General features: G+C 65.6%; 14 protein-coding genes, 1 tRNA gene and 1 pseudogene. 10 read left to right on the top strand and 6 right to left on the bottom strand.

Annotated elements, in window-relative coordinates:
- Positions 1-98: 98 nt before the first annotated feature.
- Together SFA35_RS26655 and SFA35_RS26650 are read right to left on the bottom strand one after the other, a co-directional pair.
- The gene (locus SFA35_RS26655; protein ID WP_414058525.1) at positions 99-785 is read right to left on the bottom strand and encodes a methyl-accepting chemotaxis protein; all 687 of its coding nucleotides are present in this window, start codon (positions 783-785) and stop codon (positions 99-101) included.
- A 216-nt stretch (positions 786-1001) separates the two neighbouring features.
- Positions 1002-1106, bottom strand: a pseudogene (locus SFA35_RS26650) (hypothetical protein); the annotation flags it as partial.
- Positions 1107-2484: 1378 nt separating this feature from the next.
- Here SFA35_RS26650 and SFA35_RS04500 point away from each other — a divergent pair.
- The 5 genes from SFA35_RS04500 (at position 2485) to SFA35_RS04480 (ending at position 6801) form a co-directional block, all read left to right on the top strand.
- On the top strand, positions 2485-3780 hold the full coding sequence (locus tag SFA35_RS04500) for an NCS2 family permease (RefSeq protein WP_320575631.1): 1296 nt from the start codon (positions 2485-2487) through the stop codon (positions 3778-3780).
- A gap of 51 nt (positions 3781-3831) precedes the next feature.
- Positions 3832-4179, top strand: a complete 348-nt coding sequence (locus SFA35_RS04495; RefSeq protein WP_320575629.1) for a hypothetical protein — start codon at positions 3832-3834, stop codon at positions 4177-4179.
- Positions 4157-4233: transfer RNA gene (locus SFA35_RS04490), tRNA-Met, on the top strand. Before SFA35_RS04495 ends, SFA35_RS04490 begins: the two co-directional genes overlap by 23 nt.
- Positions 4234-4363: 130 nt before the next feature.
- Positions 4364-5050 (top strand): TIGR02466 family protein, encoded by a 687-nt coding sequence (locus tag SFA35_RS04485; RefSeq protein ID WP_320575627.1) that lies wholly within the window; start codon positions 4364-4366, stop codon positions 5048-5050.
- Positions 5051-5121: 71 nt separating this feature from the next.
- Complete coding sequence (locus SFA35_RS04480; RefSeq protein WP_320575625.1) at positions 5122-6801, top strand: acid phosphatase; 1680 nt, start codon at positions 5122-5124, stop codon at positions 6799-6801.
- On the opposite strand, the gene SFA35_RS04475 is transcribed toward SFA35_RS04480, so the two are convergent.
- The gene (locus SFA35_RS04475) at positions 6782-7495 is read right to left on the bottom strand and encodes a TerC family protein (RefSeq protein WP_320575623.1); all 714 of its coding nucleotides are present in this window, start codon (positions 7493-7495) and stop codon (positions 6782-6784) included. The two genes, SFA35_RS04480 and SFA35_RS04475, sit on opposite strands and share 20 nt — an antisense overlap.
- A gap of 87 nt (positions 7496-7582) precedes the next feature.
- Between SFA35_RS04475 and SFA35_RS04470 the strand changes: the two genes are divergently transcribed.
- Positions 7583-8521 carry a 2-hydroxyacid dehydrogenase gene (locus SFA35_RS04470; RefSeq protein WP_320575621.1) on the top strand — a complete coding sequence of 313 codons (939 nt, stop codon included), beginning with the start codon at positions 7583-7585 and terminating at the stop codon, positions 8519-8521.
- A gap of 2 nt (positions 8522-8523) precedes the next feature.
- Here SFA35_RS04470 and can read toward each other — a convergent pair whose 3' ends face one another.
- Entirely contained in the window at positions 8524-9162 is a 639-nt protein-coding gene (gene can, locus SFA35_RS04465) for a carbonate dehydratase (RefSeq protein ID WP_320575619.1), read from the bottom strand.
- Positions 9163-9290: 128 nt separating this feature from the next.
- Between can and SFA35_RS04460 the strand changes: the two genes are divergently transcribed.
- On the top strand, positions 9291-9695 hold the full coding sequence (locus tag SFA35_RS04460; protein ID WP_320575611.1) for a serine kinase/phosphatase: 405 nt from the start codon (positions 9291-9293) through the stop codon (positions 9693-9695).
- 120 nt (positions 9696-9815) lie between these two features.
- Here SFA35_RS04460 and rimI read toward each other — a convergent pair whose 3' ends face one another.
- Together rimI and SFA35_RS04450 are read right to left on the bottom strand one after the other, a co-directional pair.
- Positions 9816-10268 (bottom strand): ribosomal protein S18-alanine N-acetyltransferase, encoded by a 453-nt coding sequence (gene rimI, locus SFA35_RS04455; RefSeq protein ID WP_320575608.1) that lies wholly within the window; start codon positions 10266-10268, stop codon positions 9816-9818.
- A gap of 8 nt (positions 10269-10276) precedes the next feature.
- On the bottom strand, positions 10277-11056 hold the full coding sequence (locus tag SFA35_RS04450) for an energy transducer TonB (protein WP_320575606.1): 780 nt from the start codon (positions 11054-11056) through the stop codon (positions 10277-10279).
- Between the two features lie 175 nt (positions 11057-11231).
- On the opposite strand from SFA35_RS04450, the gene mksB reads away from it, so the two are divergent.
- Genes mksB through mksF form a run of 3 tightly spaced genes read left to right on the top strand, consistent with a single transcriptional unit; the run spans position 11232 to position 16046 of the window.
- Positions 11232-12521: an Mks condensin complex protein MksB gene (mksB, locus tag SFA35_RS04445; RefSeq protein ID WP_320575604.1), complete on the top strand. Its 1290-nt coding sequence runs from the start codon at positions 11232-11234 to the stop codon at positions 12519-12521.
- Positions 12511-13230 (top strand): Mks condensin complex protein MksE, encoded by a 720-nt coding sequence (gene mksE, locus SFA35_RS04440; protein ID WP_320575602.1) that lies wholly within the window; start codon positions 12511-12513, stop codon positions 13228-13230. Before mksB ends, mksE begins: the two co-directional genes overlap by 11 nt.
- Positions 13227-16046 carry an Mks condensin complex protein MksF gene (gene mksF / locus SFA35_RS04435; protein ID WP_320575599.1) on the top strand — a complete coding sequence of 940 codons (2820 nt, stop codon included), beginning with the start codon at positions 13227-13229 and terminating at the stop codon, positions 16044-16046. Before mksE ends, mksF begins: the two co-directional genes overlap by 4 nt.
- The last annotated feature ends 4 nt before the right edge of the window (positions 16047-16050 follow it).

Raw genomic sequence — 16050 nt, 5'->3', positions numbered from 1 at the left:
CATGACTCCACCGCTGACCCACCGGATCAAATCGGCCTGGCGGCCCCGGGCGCACTGCCCCTCCCACGAGGTCATGGGGGAGCAACGCGCTTGAGCGTTCAGGCGAGGTTGAAGCGCGCGGTGTTTTCGCTCAGCGCCCGGCTGCCCAGGTTCAGTCGGTCCGCCGCCTGGTTCACGGCGCGGGCGCCATCGAGCAGACGCCCCGCCGCCTGGTCCACCTGCTGGATATTGCCGCTCACCTCGTCGGCCGTTGCGGCCTGCTCGTCCACGGCCGTGGCGATCTGCGTCAGGGTGTCGGTGACGCTCTGCACGGCGCCGGCAATCTCGCCCAGCCGCTGACCGAGGCCGGTGACCGCCGCCGCATCGTTCTCGGCCTGGCCACAGGCGGCCTGCATCAATTCCACGGCCTGGCGCACGGTGCTGCGCAGGCTCTCCACGGTGCCGGCGATCTGCGCGGTGGAGCTCTGGGTGCGTTGCGAGAGGCTGCGCACTTCGTCGGCCACCACGGCAAACCCGCGGCCTTGCTCGCCGGCGCGCGCGGCTTCGATGGCGGCGTTGAGCGCGAGCAGGTTGGTCTGTTCGGCGATGCCGCGGATGGCATCGACCACCGACTGGATCTGCTGGCCTTGCTCGCTGACTCGGCCCAGCGCTGCGGCGGTGTCGGTCAGGCGCAGGTTCAGCTGCTGGATGCTGGCGGTGGTGCGCTGGCTGTCGCGGCTGCTGTCTTCAGCGATGCGGCGGGTGTGCTGGGCGCTGCCCGAAGCCTGCTCGCAGCTGCGCGCCACGCCCTGCGAGGTCGCCGCCAGCTGCGTCGCGGCGGCGGCGATCTGACTGATCTGCAGCTGCTGTGCCTCGACATCGCCCAGGGTGCCTTGCGACTGCTGGTTGAGGGTGTGCACCGCATCGCCCAGCTGAAGCGTCTCGTGGTTGACACCCAGCAGGCTGTCGCGCAGTTGCACTACCGCAACGTTCAGCGCGGTGCTGATGGCCGCCAGCTCATCTCGGCCATGCACCGCCACCTGCACGCTGAGGTTACCGTCACGCAGCGACTGCGCCAGCGTAGTAATGCCGCTGGCACTGCGCCGGATCGAGGCCTGCAGGCACATGAACAGGTACAGGGCCGCCAGCAGCAGCACGGTAAAACCGGCCGCCAGGGGGGTGAACTGCCTGACGGTCTGGTCGTGGTAGTAGTCCAGACGATCATCCAGGGACTTCAGCGACTGGTGGCGCAAGGCACCGAGGTCGGCCAGGGCGGCGTCGATGCTGTGCTCGAAGTCAGCGGACGTCAGGCTGATGGCGCTGGCGAACATGCCTTCATCGAGCACCTTGAGCGCCTGATCGAGGCGCTGCTGGGTGCTGTCGTATTGATCACCCCAGGCTTGCAACTGAGCAGGCAGGCGGGCCTTGAGGGACTTGCCGGTCTTGTTCAACTGGTCCCGTGCATCGTTGATGCGGCTGCGCAGGTCGCGCAGTTGCAGGCGGCTTTGCAGGCTGAACTGCCCGGAAGCCACGGATGCCGCGCCGACGCTGCCCAGGCGTCCGACCCGCTCGGCCAGGTCCGGTGCCTGGGCGGTGGCCACTTGTATGAGCAGGTAGGTTTCCATCCACGGGTCGACTATGAGGCCGCTGTTCATGGCCACCTGCTCACGCAACGCTTGCAGGGCCGCCAGGGCCGCCGTCAGGCGTTCGTAGCCGTCCGGCCACCAGCCCAACCCGCCGATGCTGGCCGCGTCGATACCGGCCACGGCCTGTTGTAACGCCTGGTAACGATTCAGCACGTCAGCGCCTGCCGCTTCGCGCTTGAGCGTGTCACCCAGCTCAGCCATGGCCTGCTGCAATTTCGGCCCGTTGGCTTCGAACGCCTGCTTGGCCGCACTGGCCGCCGGGGTCAGCTGGCGCAGGGTGTCGGTGGCTTTCCAGCGCGCGGTCAGGTCCCGTTGCGCGAGCAGCTGATCGTTGAGCGAATCCAGCGCCAGCAGTTCGCGCACACCGGCGCGCTCACCGGCCACGACCGCCAGGCGGCTCATGTATTCCTGCCCCAACAGCCAAAGGCTGGCCACCAGCGGCAGCATGAACAGCAGGAACAAAAGCTGAAACTTGCGGGCGAAATTGAAACGGCCCAGCAGGCTGATCCCGGGGGCAAGAAATGCATTCATGTTCGACTTCTCCTCTGAACATCTGCAGGTGGCAACGCTTGGGCAAAATGCCACACCTGCGCCGGAGAGTTAGCAAGATTCAGACCGCAGGTCACTTTATGGCGCGCCGCCCGTCCAGCGGCCTTTGCCCCGCACACAAAAGGTGCGCGGGGTACGTCGGCAACACCGGGTTGAGCCATTACAAGGCGCGGCAGCCGCGGCTCGTGGCCGCTTGGCCCACATCCTGCTAAGCGCATCAGGGCAAAACTGACCGGGTGGTTAGTTTCCACCTTCGATCTTGCATTCGCGGCATTACAATCAGGCGCCCACGGCGCCGACGGGGAGCATCATGCTGGACTCGCTATTCAAACTCCGCGCGCACAACACGACGGTGCGCACCGAAATTCTCGCCGGGGTCACCACCTTCCTGGCCATGGCCTACATCCTGTTCGTCAACCCGAGCATTCTCGGCGCCACCGGCATGGACAAGGGCGCGCTGTTCGTCGCCACATGCCTGGCGGCCGCCATCGGCTCGGCGACCATGGGCCTGATCGCCAACTACCCCATCGCCCTGGCGCCAGGCATGGGCCTGAACGCCTTCTTTACCTATACCGTGGTGCTGCACATGGGCCACACCTGGCAGGTGGCGTTGGGGGCGGTGTTCATTTCCGCGGTGTGCTTCTTCCTGCTGTCGATCCTGCGCATCCGCGAGTGGATCATCAACAGCATCCCGCTGCCGCTGCGCTCGGCCATCGCCGCCGGCATCGGCCTGTTTCTGGCGCTGATCGCCCTGCACAACGCCGGCATCGTGGTCGGCAACCCGGCCACGCTGGTGGGCCTGGGTGACCTGCGCCAGCCCGGTGCAGTGCTGGCGGCCCTGGGCTTTGTGCTGATCGTCGCGCTGGAGGCGCTGCGGGTCAAAGGCGCCGTGCTGATCGGCATTCTCGCGGTCACCCTGGTGTCGATCATGCTGGGCTACACGCCGTTCGGCGGCGTGGTATCGATGCCGCCTTCGTTGGCGCCGACCTTCCTGCAGCTGGACATCGCTGGCGCACTGAATGTGGGCATGGTCAGCGTGATCTTCGCCTTTCTGTTCGTCGACCTGTTCGACAACTCCGGCACCCTGATCGGTGTGGCCAAGCGCGCCGGGCTGATGGGCAAGGACGGCCATATGCCGAAGATGGGCCGGGCACTGATCGCCGACAGCACCGCCGCCCTGGCCGGCTCACTGCTGGGCACTTCGACCACCACCAGCTACATCGAGTCGGCGGCGGGCGTCAGCGCGGGCGGGCGCACCGGCCTGACCGCCATGGTGGTCGCCGTGCTGTTTCTGCTGGCGCTGTTCTTCGCCCCCCTGGCTGGCAGCGTGCCGGCCTTCGCCACCGCGCCGGCGCTAATGTTCGTCGCCGTGCTGATGGCTTCGGGCCTGGCGGAAATCAACTGGGACGACATCACCGAAGCAGCACCGGTGGTGATCACCGCTTTGGCAATGCCGTTCACCTACTCGATCGCCAACGGCATTGCGCTGGGTTTCATCAGCTGGACCTTGATCAAGCTGGTGTCCGGCAAATGGCGCGAGCTGAATGTGCCGCTGGTGGTGTTATCGGTGCTGTTCGTGATCAAGCTGGGCTGGTTCAACGGCTGACACGCCATTAAAAGTGGCGCGATACTGAGAATCGTGCCATGCAGCCGCGCAGTGATCGGCCTCTACGAGACCACCCGCATCGAGCTGCTGCGCGACCTCTATGTCTGGGCCTACGAGCGATCCACACAGGAGTACCTGGCGATCCGGCGCGAACTGGTGGCGCCGGACCCCTTCCGCGCACAGTGGCGCGCTGATCATCGAGGAACTGCGCCGGTTGCACGATGGCGTGCTGGCCCGCTACGGCCTGCGCCCCGCGCAACTGGCCGCCTGGCAGCAGGCTCAGCAGCCCTCGACGCTAAGCTTTTGATCGACCGCCATATTTTTTCAAAAAAAGGTTTGACACATATCCGTTATCGGCGAATAATGCGCGCCACTTGGCTACATAGCTCAGTTGGTTAGAGCATAGCATTCATAATGCTGGGGTCCGGGGTTCAAGTCCCTGTGTAGCCACCAAGTACGAAAAAGGGCTTACCGCAAGGTAGGCCTTTTTTTTTGGATGCGCATTTCCCCTCTTCGATTTGGCTTTTCCGCCACTCCTTGCCAAGCTTGCAGCAAGACACCTGCAAATTGCTCGGGAGCTGTTATGCAAGCCGCTGATTCTGCCTTCGCCACCGCCGTGGACCCCGGCGACATCACCATCAAGAAGCTTTTCATCACACCGCTGGCCGAGGTGGTGCACCCCCAGGCCGACACACTCAACCCCGCCCTCAAGGCCGTGATCGAGGCACGTATGCAGGCCGACCAGTCCGGCAGCCAGCGCAGCAATGAAGGCGGCTGGCAATCGACCGCCGATTTCGCCAGCTGGGCCGGCGAGCCCGGCCAGGCCCTGCTGCAGTTCGCCACCGCCCTGGCCACCCAGCTCACCGCCCAGCACAGCAACGAGCGCGGGCTGTTCGAGCCGGAGTTCGCCTGGCAGTACAACGCCTGGGCCAACGTCAACGAAGCCGGCGCCAGCAATGCCCTGCATGGTCATGCCGGGGCATACTGGTCGGCGGTGTACTGGGTCGACGATGGCGGGCGCAGCGACGACCCCAGCGTCGGTGGCGATCTGGAGTTTCCCGACCCGCGCGGGATGATCGCCTCGGTGTACAACCCGGCGCTGCGCATGCGCATCGAAGGCTGCGTGGCCGCAGGCTACAGCACCACGGTAGCCGCCCGCAGCGGCACCCTGATCATGTTTCCCTCATGGCTGATGCACTCGGTGCGGCGCTTTGACGGCAAGCGCCCGCGGATTTCCATCGCCTTCAATTTCGGTGTGGCCAATCTGTAACTTTTTCGTCATCTGCGCTTGCTAGCGTCCTTGGCAGCCAAGCTTTCGACCTGGAAAAAGGACGCCGTGAAATGAGTGAAGATCGCCCGCAGGACACTGAAGAACAACCCACCGACACCAGCCGCCGGCGCTTTCTCGGCGGCGCCGTGGTGCTGGGCGCGGGCGTCACCCTGGCCGCCCACGCCCAAAGTGGCGAGGCGGCCGCAGCCACTCATGAAAAACACCTGAGCCCAACCGAGCTGGACAAGGCGCTGGCCGAGCACGTCAAGACCGTGGTGGTGATCTACGCCGAGAACCGCAGCTTCAACAACCTGTTCGGCGACTTTCCCGGCGTGCAGCAGCCACTGTCGGCGCTCAAGCCCGAGCAATACCAGCAGCGCGACCGCGATGGCAGCCTGCTGAGCAGCCTACCCCCGACCTGGGGCGGCGTGTTGCAGGCCGGCCCGCAGACGGTGGACGGCGTCACCTACGCCACCGGCCAGCAATATCAGGAAAATTTGCCCAACGCGCCCTATGCCCTCAAGGGGCCGAACCAGGAAGAGCTGCCGCTGAGCCTGGTCACCCGCGACCTGTGGCACGTGTTCTACCAGAACCAGATGCAGATCAACGGCGGCAAGAACGACGGCTTCGTCGCCTGGGCCGACTCTGGCGGCCTGACCATGGGCTACTACGCGCAGACCCAGTACTCGCTGCGTCTGTGGGACGTGGCGAAGGAGTTCGTGCTGTGCGACAACTTCTTCCAGGGCGCCTTTGGCGGCTCGTTCCTCAATCACCAGTACCTGATCAGCGCGACCGCGCCGTTCTACCCCAACGTCGACACCTCGGTGGCCAAGCAGCAGATCGCCACCTTGCAGAGCGATGATCCGACCGACCCGCGGCTCAAGCCCCTGGAGAAGTCCCCGGCCAGCGCCATGACCGGCGCCCCGCAGTTCGGCCCCAGCGCGCTGACCCCGGACGGCTACGGCGTCAACACCATGGCCCCGCCCTACTGGCCGACCTGGGCCCGCGACCCCGAACGCCCGGATTACTCCAAGCCGGACCAGGCCACCGTCATGGTGCCGCAGACTCACGAACACATCGGCGACAAGCTGTCGAAGAAAAACATCGACTGGGCCTGGTACGCCGGCGCCTGGCAGGCCACTCTCGACCAGTTCAAGGATTCGACGGGCATCCCCAAGATCCCCAATTTCCAGTACCACCACCAACCGTTCAACTACTTCAAGCGCCAGGGCCCGGAAAACCCCGAGGAGCGCCAGCGCCGCCTGCGCGACGGTGGCCTGGGCGAAGAGCCGAGCACCAACAGGTTCCTCGCCGACGCGGCGGCGGGCAAGCTGCCCGCGGTGACCTTCTACAAACCCCAGGGCAACCTCAACATGCACGCCGGGTACGCCGACGTGGCCTCGGGCGACCGGCACATCGACCGCATCCTGAAGACCCTGCAGGCCAGCCCGCAGTGGAAGAACATGGTGGTGGTGGTGACGGTGGACGAGAACGGTGGCTGGTGGGACCACGTTGCGCCGCCCAAGGGCGACCGCTGGGGTCCGGGTACCCGCGTGCCGGCACTGGTGGTGTCACCGTTCGCGCGCAAGGGCACGGTGGATCACACGGTGTACGACACCGCGTCGATCCTGCGGCTGATCACCCGGGTGTTCAAGCTCGAGACCCTCGACGGCCTCAAGCAGCGTGACGACGCCATGCGTGCCCGCGGCCAGGCGCCGATGGGCGACCTGACTAACGCGCTGCGGTTCTGACCGCCGCGTTGCGTGCCCGGCGTCGGTTGACCAGGGCACCGATGCCCACCACCAGCAGCGCACCCGCGCCGCTGGCGGTGTAATGCAGCCACTGGCGCTGCGGCAGCCAGGGTTGCACGGCGTTGTCGGCCACCAGCATGCCGCCGGCGATCCAGCCGATCAGCGCCCCGCCCAGGGTGATCAGCAGGGGGAAGCGGTCCAGCGCCTTGAGCACCAGCCTGCTGCCCAGCACGATGATCGGAATACTCACCAATACACCGAATGACACCACGTACAGATTGCCATCCCCTGCCCCGGCCACCGCCAGCACGTTGTCCAGCGACATCACCACATCGGCGATGACAATGGTGCGGATCGCCCGCCACAGGTGATTGCTCGCAGCGATTTCGCCGGGCGCCTCGTCGTCGTGCAGCACCAGCTTGATGCCCACCCAGAGCAGCAGCAAGGCACCCACCAGCTTGAGGTACGGCAGGTCGAGCAGGCGCATGGCAAAGAACAGCAGCACGATGCGCACGATGATCGCGCCGGCCATGCCGCCCCAGATTGCCTTGGCGCGTTGGGCCACTGGCAGGCGTCGGCAGGCCAGGGCGATGACAACGGCATTGTCGCCGCCCAGCAGCAGGTCGATGGCGATAATCTGCAGCAGCGCGCTCCAGATGGCGGGGTCGGTCAACCAATGTATAGCGATACGCAATTCTCCCTGGCGATTTTCCGGACGTGGATGCAGCGTTAAGATGGCGGTTTGCCCATTATCGTTCAACGCCTCTGACTGGAGAAACCCATGAGCGTCACCGTACTGGTACTGGTCGAAGCGGTTAACGACTACCTGCCGATCCTCGAGCAGCAGGGTTACACCCTGATCCTGGCACCCACACCCGCCGCCCGGGCGGCGGCCATCGCCGAGCATGCCGAACGCATCGACGCTGTGCTGACCCGTGGCCCGCTGGGTTTCCGGGGCGACGAGATGGCGGCCCTGCCGCACCTGAAAATCATCTGCGTGATCGGCGCCGGCTACGAGCACGTCGATCTGGCGGCGGCCAGGGCCCATGGCCTGGTGGTGAGCAATGGCGCCGGGGTCAACGCCCCATCGGTGGCAGACCACGCCATGGCGCTGCTGCTGGCCCTGGTGCGCGACATCCCGCGCGCCGACGCCTCGGTGCGCCGCGGTGAATGGGCCAAGATTACCCGTCCCTCGCTGCAGGGCAAACGCCTGGGCATTCTCGGCCTGGGTGCCGTGGGCATGGCCATCGCCCGTCGCGCTGGCGGTTTCGACATGGCGGTCAGCTACCACAACCGCCGGCCGCGCCAGGACGTGTCCTATGAGTATCGCGAGAGTCCGCTGGCGTTGGCCGCGGGCTGTGACTTCCTGATCGTCGCTACCCCCGGCGGCGCCCAGACGCGCAGCATGATCGACGCCGCCGCGCTGCAGGCCCTGGGCCCGCAGGGTTTTGTGGTGAACATCGCCCGCGCCAGTGTCACCGATAGCGCGGCGCTGCTGCAGGCCCTGGAACAGGGCCTGATCGCGGGTGCGGCGCTGGATGTGTTCGACGACGAGCCGCAGGTGCCCGACGCCTTCAAGGCGCTGACCAACGTGGTCCTCACGCCCCACGTCGCCGGCCTTTCGCCGCAGGCCAGCGAGGACACGGTGCGCATGGTGGGGCGCAACCTCGAGGCCTTCTTCAACGGCCAGCCGCTGTTGACCCCTGTGGCGCTCGACTGAGCCTAGTCCATCGGACGCAGGCGATACTGCGGCGGCAGTTGCTCGAAGCCGCTGATGGTGGCGTTGAGACTTTTCCAGCGCCCGTCCTTGATGCCGTAGATGCAGCCGTGGATCGACAGGCTCTGCCCGCGATGCCAGGCGTTCTGGACGATGCTGGTGTGACCGACGTTGGCCACCTGCTGGATCACGTTCAGCTCGCAGAGGCGGTCGACGCGCTCTTCTTCGGTGGGCAGTTGTGCCAGCTCGTTGCGATTTTCGTAGTAGATGTCGCGAATCGAGCGCAACCAGCCGTCGATCAGGCCCAGTTGGCGGTCCTGCATCGACGCGCGCACGCCACCGCAACCGTAGTGGCCGGTCACCAGGATGTGCTTGACCTTCAGCACTTCCACCGCGTACTGGATCACCGACAGGCAATTGAGGTCGGTGTGCAGCACCACGTTCGCCACGTTGCGGTGCACGAACAGATCGCCCGGCAGCATGCCGACGATCTCGTTGGCCGGCACCCGGGCGTCGGAGCAGCCGATCCAGAGGTATTCGGGGGTTTGCTGACGGGCCAGCTTGGCGAAGAAATCCGGGTCTTCCTGCTTGATCGCCTCGGCCCAGCGCGCGTTGTTATCAATCAGTTCCTGCAAATCGTTCATGTGCTCAGCCTCTTGAAGTTGCGTGGGTATGACTGGCCATCAGCGGGCCGGGTCACAGCGGCGGATTATTGAATCTTTGTCCTCACCGGCCGGTCCACCCTTCATGCCCCATAGCAAGGAGACGGATCATGACACAGCCACAACGCCCGATGAACGCGCCACAGCCTGAAGAGATCGATGACATTCAGGACCGCATGGGCTCGATGGAAGAACTGCACCTGGACGACGACGAGCCCACCGCGAAGATTGGCGACGAGATGCCCGAGGATGAACTGGCCCACGACCTGCCCCCCGAGCGCGTGCGCGAGGCTGGCATGACCGGGGCGTCGATGGAAGACCACGAGCCCACCGACGATGACCTGAGCCCGGAGACGCTGATTCACGAAGACGGCGCCCGCTCGGCCCGCGAAGGCGGCGCCGACGACGCCATCGATCGCGAGCTGACCATTGTCGACGAAGACGAGATCGGTGGTGGCAATGGCCTCGACGAGGCTGAACTGGCGCAGCGCGATCCGCTGGATGGCAAGCGCTGACAGTCCAGTCGGCCTGACGGCTTCTCGGGGGTTTTGCCCCTTCCACCGCAGCCCACCACCTGATTGACCGGTGTGGGGCGCAACAGGTGGAAGGGGGCAAAGCCCCCGAGCTTTTTCTGCCTATTCGAACAGGGTGCAGGCCATCACGATCGCATCTTCCCGGCCACCTGCGACCGGGTAGTAATCGCGGCGCCGGCCAATCTCGTTGAAGCCGAAGCGTTCGTACAGCCGGTAGGCCGAGCGGTTGCTGTCGCGCACTTCAAGGAAGCACTCGCGGCCTTTCATCGCATAGGCCTCGGCCATCAGGTGCTCGAGCAGCTTGAGCCCCAGCCCGCAGCCCTGGTTCTCCGGCTTGACGGTAATGTTGAGCAGATGCGCTTCGTCGATGATCACGTTGATCACCCCATGCCCGACCTGTTGACTGCCCTCGAACATCAACCAGATGGCGTAGGACTTCATGCCATCCACGAAAATGCCGCGGGTCCAGGGATGGCTGTAGGCGGCGTATTCGATTTTCAGTACGGCGTCGAGGTCCGCCTCGGTCATCAGGCGGAAGGTTACTGCATCGCTCATCGGGGCTATTACTCTTCTCGCTGTTTCCAGCGCGGCATCAATCGGCGCATGGCACGCCAGAGGCTGGCCTTGCGCTGCGGCTCATCCATCAACAGCTCCAGGCTGGGCAATGCCCAGGCATTGCCTAGGCCTTCGACCTGCAGCTCGCGGTCGTAATCCTCGGCGTTGGCCTCGCCGGCGAAACGCACCGCCGGCAGGCCGACCAGCCACAGGCACAGGGATGGCGCCTGTTCGAGCTGCGCCTGGACGAAGCCCTGAACGAAGTCCCGCGCCGCCTCCGGCCCCTGATCGAGGTTGCCGCGCTGCAAAAGTGGCCAGCGTACCGGCTCGCCGATGATCTGCGGGCTGTCGGGCAGGCCGGCGGCGCGCAGCAGGTCCTTGAGCAGCACGTAGCTGGGGTCGCGGCTCTGGAACGGCTCGCCGGTGACCAGCTCGACCAGAATCAGACAAGGCCCCGAGCGCAGCAATTGCAGGGCAAAGCGCGGCGCCGGAGCCTGCACGGCCTTCTCCACCACAGCGGCGGGCGTAGTCGGCTCGGCAGCCACCTTGGCCGCCATCTTGGCGGCGGGGCGCGGCACCTCGATCTTCGGCCGTTCGACCGTGCGCGGCGGCGCTGCTGACGCGGGAGTCGCTGCCGTGGCCACTGGCGCGGGCGCCACCTCTACCGGCGCCTGTGGCGCCAGCAGCCACTCGCGCGAGGGCGCGGCGAATGGCAGTTCGGTGCGTGGCAGCCAGGGCACCACTTGCATGGCATCCAGGTAGGCGCGGCGGCGGGGCTCGTTCAGCAAGTGGCGGCCATCTGTGGGTAAGTGAAAGTCGGCAATTCTACCGCTGTTCGCCGCCGCGCGCCGCCCCTCATCGCGACAAATGCACATCCTGCGATGACAGGGCCGATCGCGCGGCGAATCATGCAGTACAATCGGCGCTTTTCCTTTGGCAACCACCCACCAAGTTGGCCATCCAATGATCGAACCCAAGCGCGTCTTGCGCGCCCTCGCCGAGCACTGGGCACTGCTCGAACCCCTGTGCGAACACTTCGACCAGGGCACCCTGAGCCTCAGCGAACTGCGCCTGCAACTGGCCGCCCAGCAGGCCGACAGCACGCCGCAGGACATCACCAGCCTGCTGGACGTGTGGATCCGCCTGGACATCCTGGTGCCTGTGGCGAAGAGCCCCAACCGCTTCGAGCTGAACGCCCAGATCCACGACTTCCTCGCCTACCTGCGCCGTGAACACCGGCTGGGGCTGTGCCTGGAAATCGAAGCCTATCTGCGCCATCTGGAGCGCCTGGCCGGGCACATCCAGGACGCCTTCGACATCCGCGACGGCGCCGACCTGGCGCGCCAGCTGCGCCTGCTCGACATGCGCGTGCGCGACGTGCTCAAGAAGCTGGCAAACGACGAGCAGGCACTGGTAGCGGTCGCCGAGCGGGCCAAGACCAGCGATCGGCAGATCCCGCTGCGCCAGCGCTACGCCGAAGTGCTGGCGACCTGGGACGAATACATCGAACCGATGATCCAGCTGGTCAACGCCGACGGCGCCTTCGAGCAGGGCGTGCGCAAGGTCGAGAACGTGCTGCTGCGCCTGCTCACCGAGCAGCAGCGCCTGGGCCACCTGGTGGACGACGACATGCTGCTGCGCACCCATGCGCGCATCCTGGAAATGCAGACCAGCGCCCAGCTGACCCTGCGCCATGCCCGCGAACTGCTGCTGCCGTTGCGTGAAGAAGCACGCCGGCACAATGCCGTCACCCGCGGGGCGGCCCTGGCGCTCTCGGCCATTCGCCGCAAGGGTCTGGACGCGGTGCCCCATGCCGCCTTGCCGCTGTTTACCCGCCCGCAAAGCACCTTTCTCGGCAGTGCCAGCCAGGTGGAAGCCTATGTGTATGCCCTGGCGCGCTTCGAATCGCGGCCGGCGCAGTTTCCCAAGTCGCACAAGCAGCAGCGCCCGGAGCCGGGTCGCGGGCCGCGCACGGTCAAGGAAATGCTCGAACGCTGCGAGAGCGCCCTGCCGCTGCCCGACCTGATGGTCTGGCTGCTGGACCAGGAGCCCAATGGCGCGACCGACGAATTGCTGTACTGGTTCTCGCGCCTGTCGCGGGATAAACGCTTTGCCCGCGAGCGCCTGGAGCGCCGCGATTACCATACCCGCGAGCACCAGGTCAGCCTGCGCTCCTTCGCCCTGCTTTCCGGCGCCCCTGCGGCTGCAAGCCCCGAGTCGGAACCCTCTGCGAGCACCTCCCATGCATCTTGATCTATCCGAACTGACCCAACTGGCGCCGATCTTCCGCGAGTTGTTCAAGGGCTTTCACATCAGCCGTCGCGACCCCGAGTTGTACGCCCAGCTGTCGAACTTCCAGGACACCTATCGCGGGCTGTTCAAGGCCCTGGGCTTCGAACTGGTGTGCGACACCCGGGGTTTCTACTACTTCGTGCCGGAAATGGCCGCCGCCCAGGTCAACAAGACCGCGCAACGCCTGTCCCTGTTTACTTTCATTCTGGTCGAGCACCTGGCCGACCAGGGTCGCGATCCGATCGCCGTGCTCGACGGCGGCAGCCTGGGCCGCGACGAGCTGCCGTCGCTGCTGGACAAGTACAAGGACCTGTTCCTGCAGGCCGAGGTGCAGACCCAGGAGGAGCTGGAAGAGAAGATCCTGCGCCGCATGACCCAGCTGGGTTTCGCTGCCGAAGACAACGGCATCTACCGTTTCCTGCCGCCGATGCACCGCTTCCTCGACGTGTGCCTGTCCGTGCAGCAGGACCGCGACCTGGCCGCCAGCCTGCACAGCGCCTTGCCATTGCCCACGCCGGTGCTGGTCGACGATGACAGCGACGAGAAACTGCTGGAGACCGACGACCCGCTCGACCTCAGCCCCTTCACCGAAGAATCCGAGGCAGACGCCCTGGCCCGCGCCATCGCCGATGAACAGCGCGCCGCCCACGAGCAGGAGATCGACGCATGAGCCAGGAACGCTACGGCATCCGCCGATTTGCCTTGCTGAACACCGCCGGCTACAGCCTCGGCCTGTTTCCGCTGGAGCACCCGCTGTCGGTGTACGGCGCCAACAACCTGGGCAAGAGTGCCTCGATCAACGCGCTGCAATTCCCCATCCTGGCGCGCATGTCCGACATGAGTTTCGGCAAGTACAGCCTGGAGCAGTCGCGCCGGTTCTACTTCGCCACCGACACCAGCTATATCCTCTGCGAGGTCTCGCTGCCCCATGGCCGCCACGTCATCGGCGTGGTTGGGCGCGGCCCGGGCGGCGGCTTTGGTCACCAGTTCTTCGCCTACGCCGGCGACCTCGACCTGGCCCACTACCAGAAGGACGGCACCTGCCTGCGCCAGAAGGAGCTGTTCAACAATCTGGAGCGCAACGGCCTCAAGGCCTATGAACTCAAGCCCGACGAGCTGCGCCGCCTGCTGGTGGGCGGACACACCTCGATCCCGCTGGACCTGACCCTGATCCCGCTGCGCTCCACCAGCGAGCAGAGCCTCAAGACTTTCCGCGCGCTGTTCATCAACCTGCTGCACATGCGCGAGATCACCGCAGCCAAGCTCAAGCAGCTGTTCCTCGATGCTTTCGAGCACAGCCTGCGTTCGGGCAGCGTCGACTACATCGCCGCCTGCGAAGAGGCCTTCCGCGACGTGCGTCGCATGGAGCAGGACTACAACTCGCTGGTGGCCGCCGGGCCTTTGGTCGAGGCCTTGGCTAACGGCGTGAAGACCCGCGACATCCTGCGCGGCAAGCTGCATCGCCTGTCGCCCTTGCTCGATTCGCTGCTGGGCACCTGGCAGGACTACGCCGGGGCACGCCGCGAGGAGCTGGTAATCCAGGCCGAGCACTACCGCGGCGAGCAGGATTCACTGCAGAACGACCAGCGCGGCGGGACCCAGGAGCTGATGCGCCTGGAGCGCGAGATCACCGGGATCCAGCGCTGGCTGGGCGAGTTGTCGGTGCTCAAGCACCGCTTTGCCCTGGTCAACGACGTCAAGGTCCTGGAACAGCAACTGCTGGCCGCCAAGGACGCCCACGACGAGCTGGCCGGGGCCCTGGCCCAGTCACGGCAGTTCAGTGCCGAGGACCTCGACGAGCGACTGCGCGATCTGGAAAAACGTCTGAAGTCGGTGCGCCAGCAACTGGATCACGCCGACAACAACAGCTATGCGCGCCTGCGCGAAGAGTTCTCCCAGCCGGATGTCGAGCGCCTGATGCGCCTGTTCAACAGCGCGCTGTTCAGCCTGCCGCTGGGCGAGCAAGGCATCGCGTTGGACGACGGCGACGCCTGGGTCAAGTCGCTGGAAGCCATCCTCGATGGCTTCAAGGGTGAGCGCTTCGAAGTGCCGGGGCTGTCCATCGACCTGTCCAACATCGAGCCGCCGGCGCTGCAGGCCCTGGCCGACCGCGCGGCCCTGCGCGACCAGAAGGAGCGCCTGGAAAAGGAGCTCAAGCAGCTCAAGACCCAACAGGCCGTGGCCGCCGACCGCGCGGCCAGCAAGAGTCAGACCGAAGCGCTGTATCAGCAGGTGCTGGACGCGCAGAAGGCTCTGGAAGACTTCCGCCGCGCCGAAACTCTGAGTGCCGAGGAAGGCGAGAAGCTGGAGCAACTGGCGCAGATGGAAGCCGCTCAGGACGACCTCAAGCGTTCCAGCGACGCCTTCACCGAGCGCGTCCAGCAGCTGTCGGCCAAGCTGCAACTGGTGGGCCGGCAGCTGTCGGACCTGGAAGCCAAGCAACGCACCCTCGACGACGCGTTGCGCCGCCGTCAGCTGCTGCCCGCCGACCTGCCCTTCGGTACGCCCTTCATGGAGCCGGTGGACGACTCCATGGACAACCTGTTGCCACTGCTCAACGACTACCAGGACAGCTGGCAGGGGCTGCTGCGCACCGACGGGCAAATCGAGGCGCTATATGCCCAGGTGCGCCTCAAGGGCGTGGCCAAGTTCGACAGCGAGGACGACATGGAGCGTCGCCTGCAGTTGCTGATCAACGCCTACGCGCACCGCACCGACGAAGCCTTGACCTTGGGCAAGGCCCGCCGCGCGGCGGTCACCGACATCGCCCGAACTCTGCGCAACATTCGCAGCGACTACGACAGCCTCGAGCACCAACTGGCCCTCTTCAACCGCGAGATCAACAAGCGCCAGGTCTCCAACCTGCAGAGCTTTCGCATCGTGCTGGCGCCAAACAAGGAGGCGCTCAAGCACATCGACCAGATCATCCACAGCGCCGGGCAGTACGAGGAGGGCGAGACCCTGTCGGTGTTCGACCTGAGCCAAAGCGCCGAACAGGACAACAGGAACGAGGAGGCCAAGGAGTATCTGGCACGCCTGGTCGCCGCCAACCACAATCAGTTGGGCCTCAAGGATCTGTTCGAGCTGGCCTTCGAGATCACCAAGGTCAACGGCCAGCCGGTGATCCACACCGACATCGATGGCGCCGCGTCGAACGGCACCACCATGACCATCAAGGCGCTGACCAACATGTACCTGTTGCTGCACCTGATGGACCGCGAGCGTGCCGGGCGGGTGCGCTTGCCGTACTACCTGGACGAAGCGGCGGACATCGATGAGCGCAATCAGGCGGCCCTGTTGGAGACCAGTCTGCAGCTGGGCTTCGTGCCGATTCTGGCGAGCGTAAAGCCGCAGGTGTCGGCACGGGTGGCGATCGATCTGGAAGGGGGCAGCGGGCCGGAAGGTATCTACATCGATGAGGCAGACTGGAAGATCATTCGTCGGCATGACGAACTGAAAGTCACTGCCGAGGCGCTTGAAGCCTAAGTGC

This window comes from Pseudomonas sp. HR96 (genome assembly GCF_034059295.1).
Lineage (GTDB): Bacteria > Pseudomonadota > Gammaproteobacteria > Pseudomonadales > Pseudomonadaceae > Aquipseudomonas.
The sequence above is the reverse complement of the archived record's forward strand: the minus strand, read 5'-3'. Positions and strand labels throughout refer to the sequence as shown.

Coding starts and splice junctions, on each gene's coding strand:
- SFA35_RS04485 (WP_320575627.1), top strand. CDS start 4,364: ATGCAAGCCGCTGATTCTGCCTTCGCCACCGCCGTGGACCCCGGCGAC.
- SFA35_RS04500 (WP_320575631.1), top strand. CDS start 2,485: ATGCTGGACTCGCTATTCAAACTCCGCGCGCACAACACGACGGTGCGC.
- SFA35_RS04480 (WP_320575625.1), top strand. CDS start 5,122: ATGAGTGAAGATCGCCCGCAGGACACTGAAGAACAACCCACCGACACC.
- rimI (WP_320575608.1), bottom strand. CDS start 10,268: ATGAGCGATGCAGTAACCTTCCGCCTGATGACCGAGGCGGACCTCGAC.
- mksF (WP_320575599.1), top strand. CDS start 13,227: ATGAGCCAGGAACGCTACGGCATCCGCCGATTTGCCTTGCTGAACACC.
- SFA35_RS04470 (WP_320575621.1), top strand. CDS start 7,583: ATGAGCGTCACCGTACTGGTACTGGTCGAAGCGGTTAACGACTACCTG.
- mksB (WP_320575604.1), top strand. CDS start 11,232: ATGATCGAACCCAAGCGCGTCTTGCGCGCCCTCGCCGAGCACTGGGCA.
- mksE (WP_320575602.1), top strand. CDS start 12,511: ATGCATCTTGATCTATCCGAACTGACCCAACTGGCGCCGATCTTCCGC.
- SFA35_RS04460 (WP_320575611.1), top strand. CDS start 9,291: ATGACACAGCCACAACGCCCGATGAACGCGCCACAGCCTGAAGAGATC.
- can (WP_320575619.1), bottom strand. CDS start 9,162: ATGAACGATTTGCAGGAACTGATTGATAACAACGCGCGCTGGGCCGAG.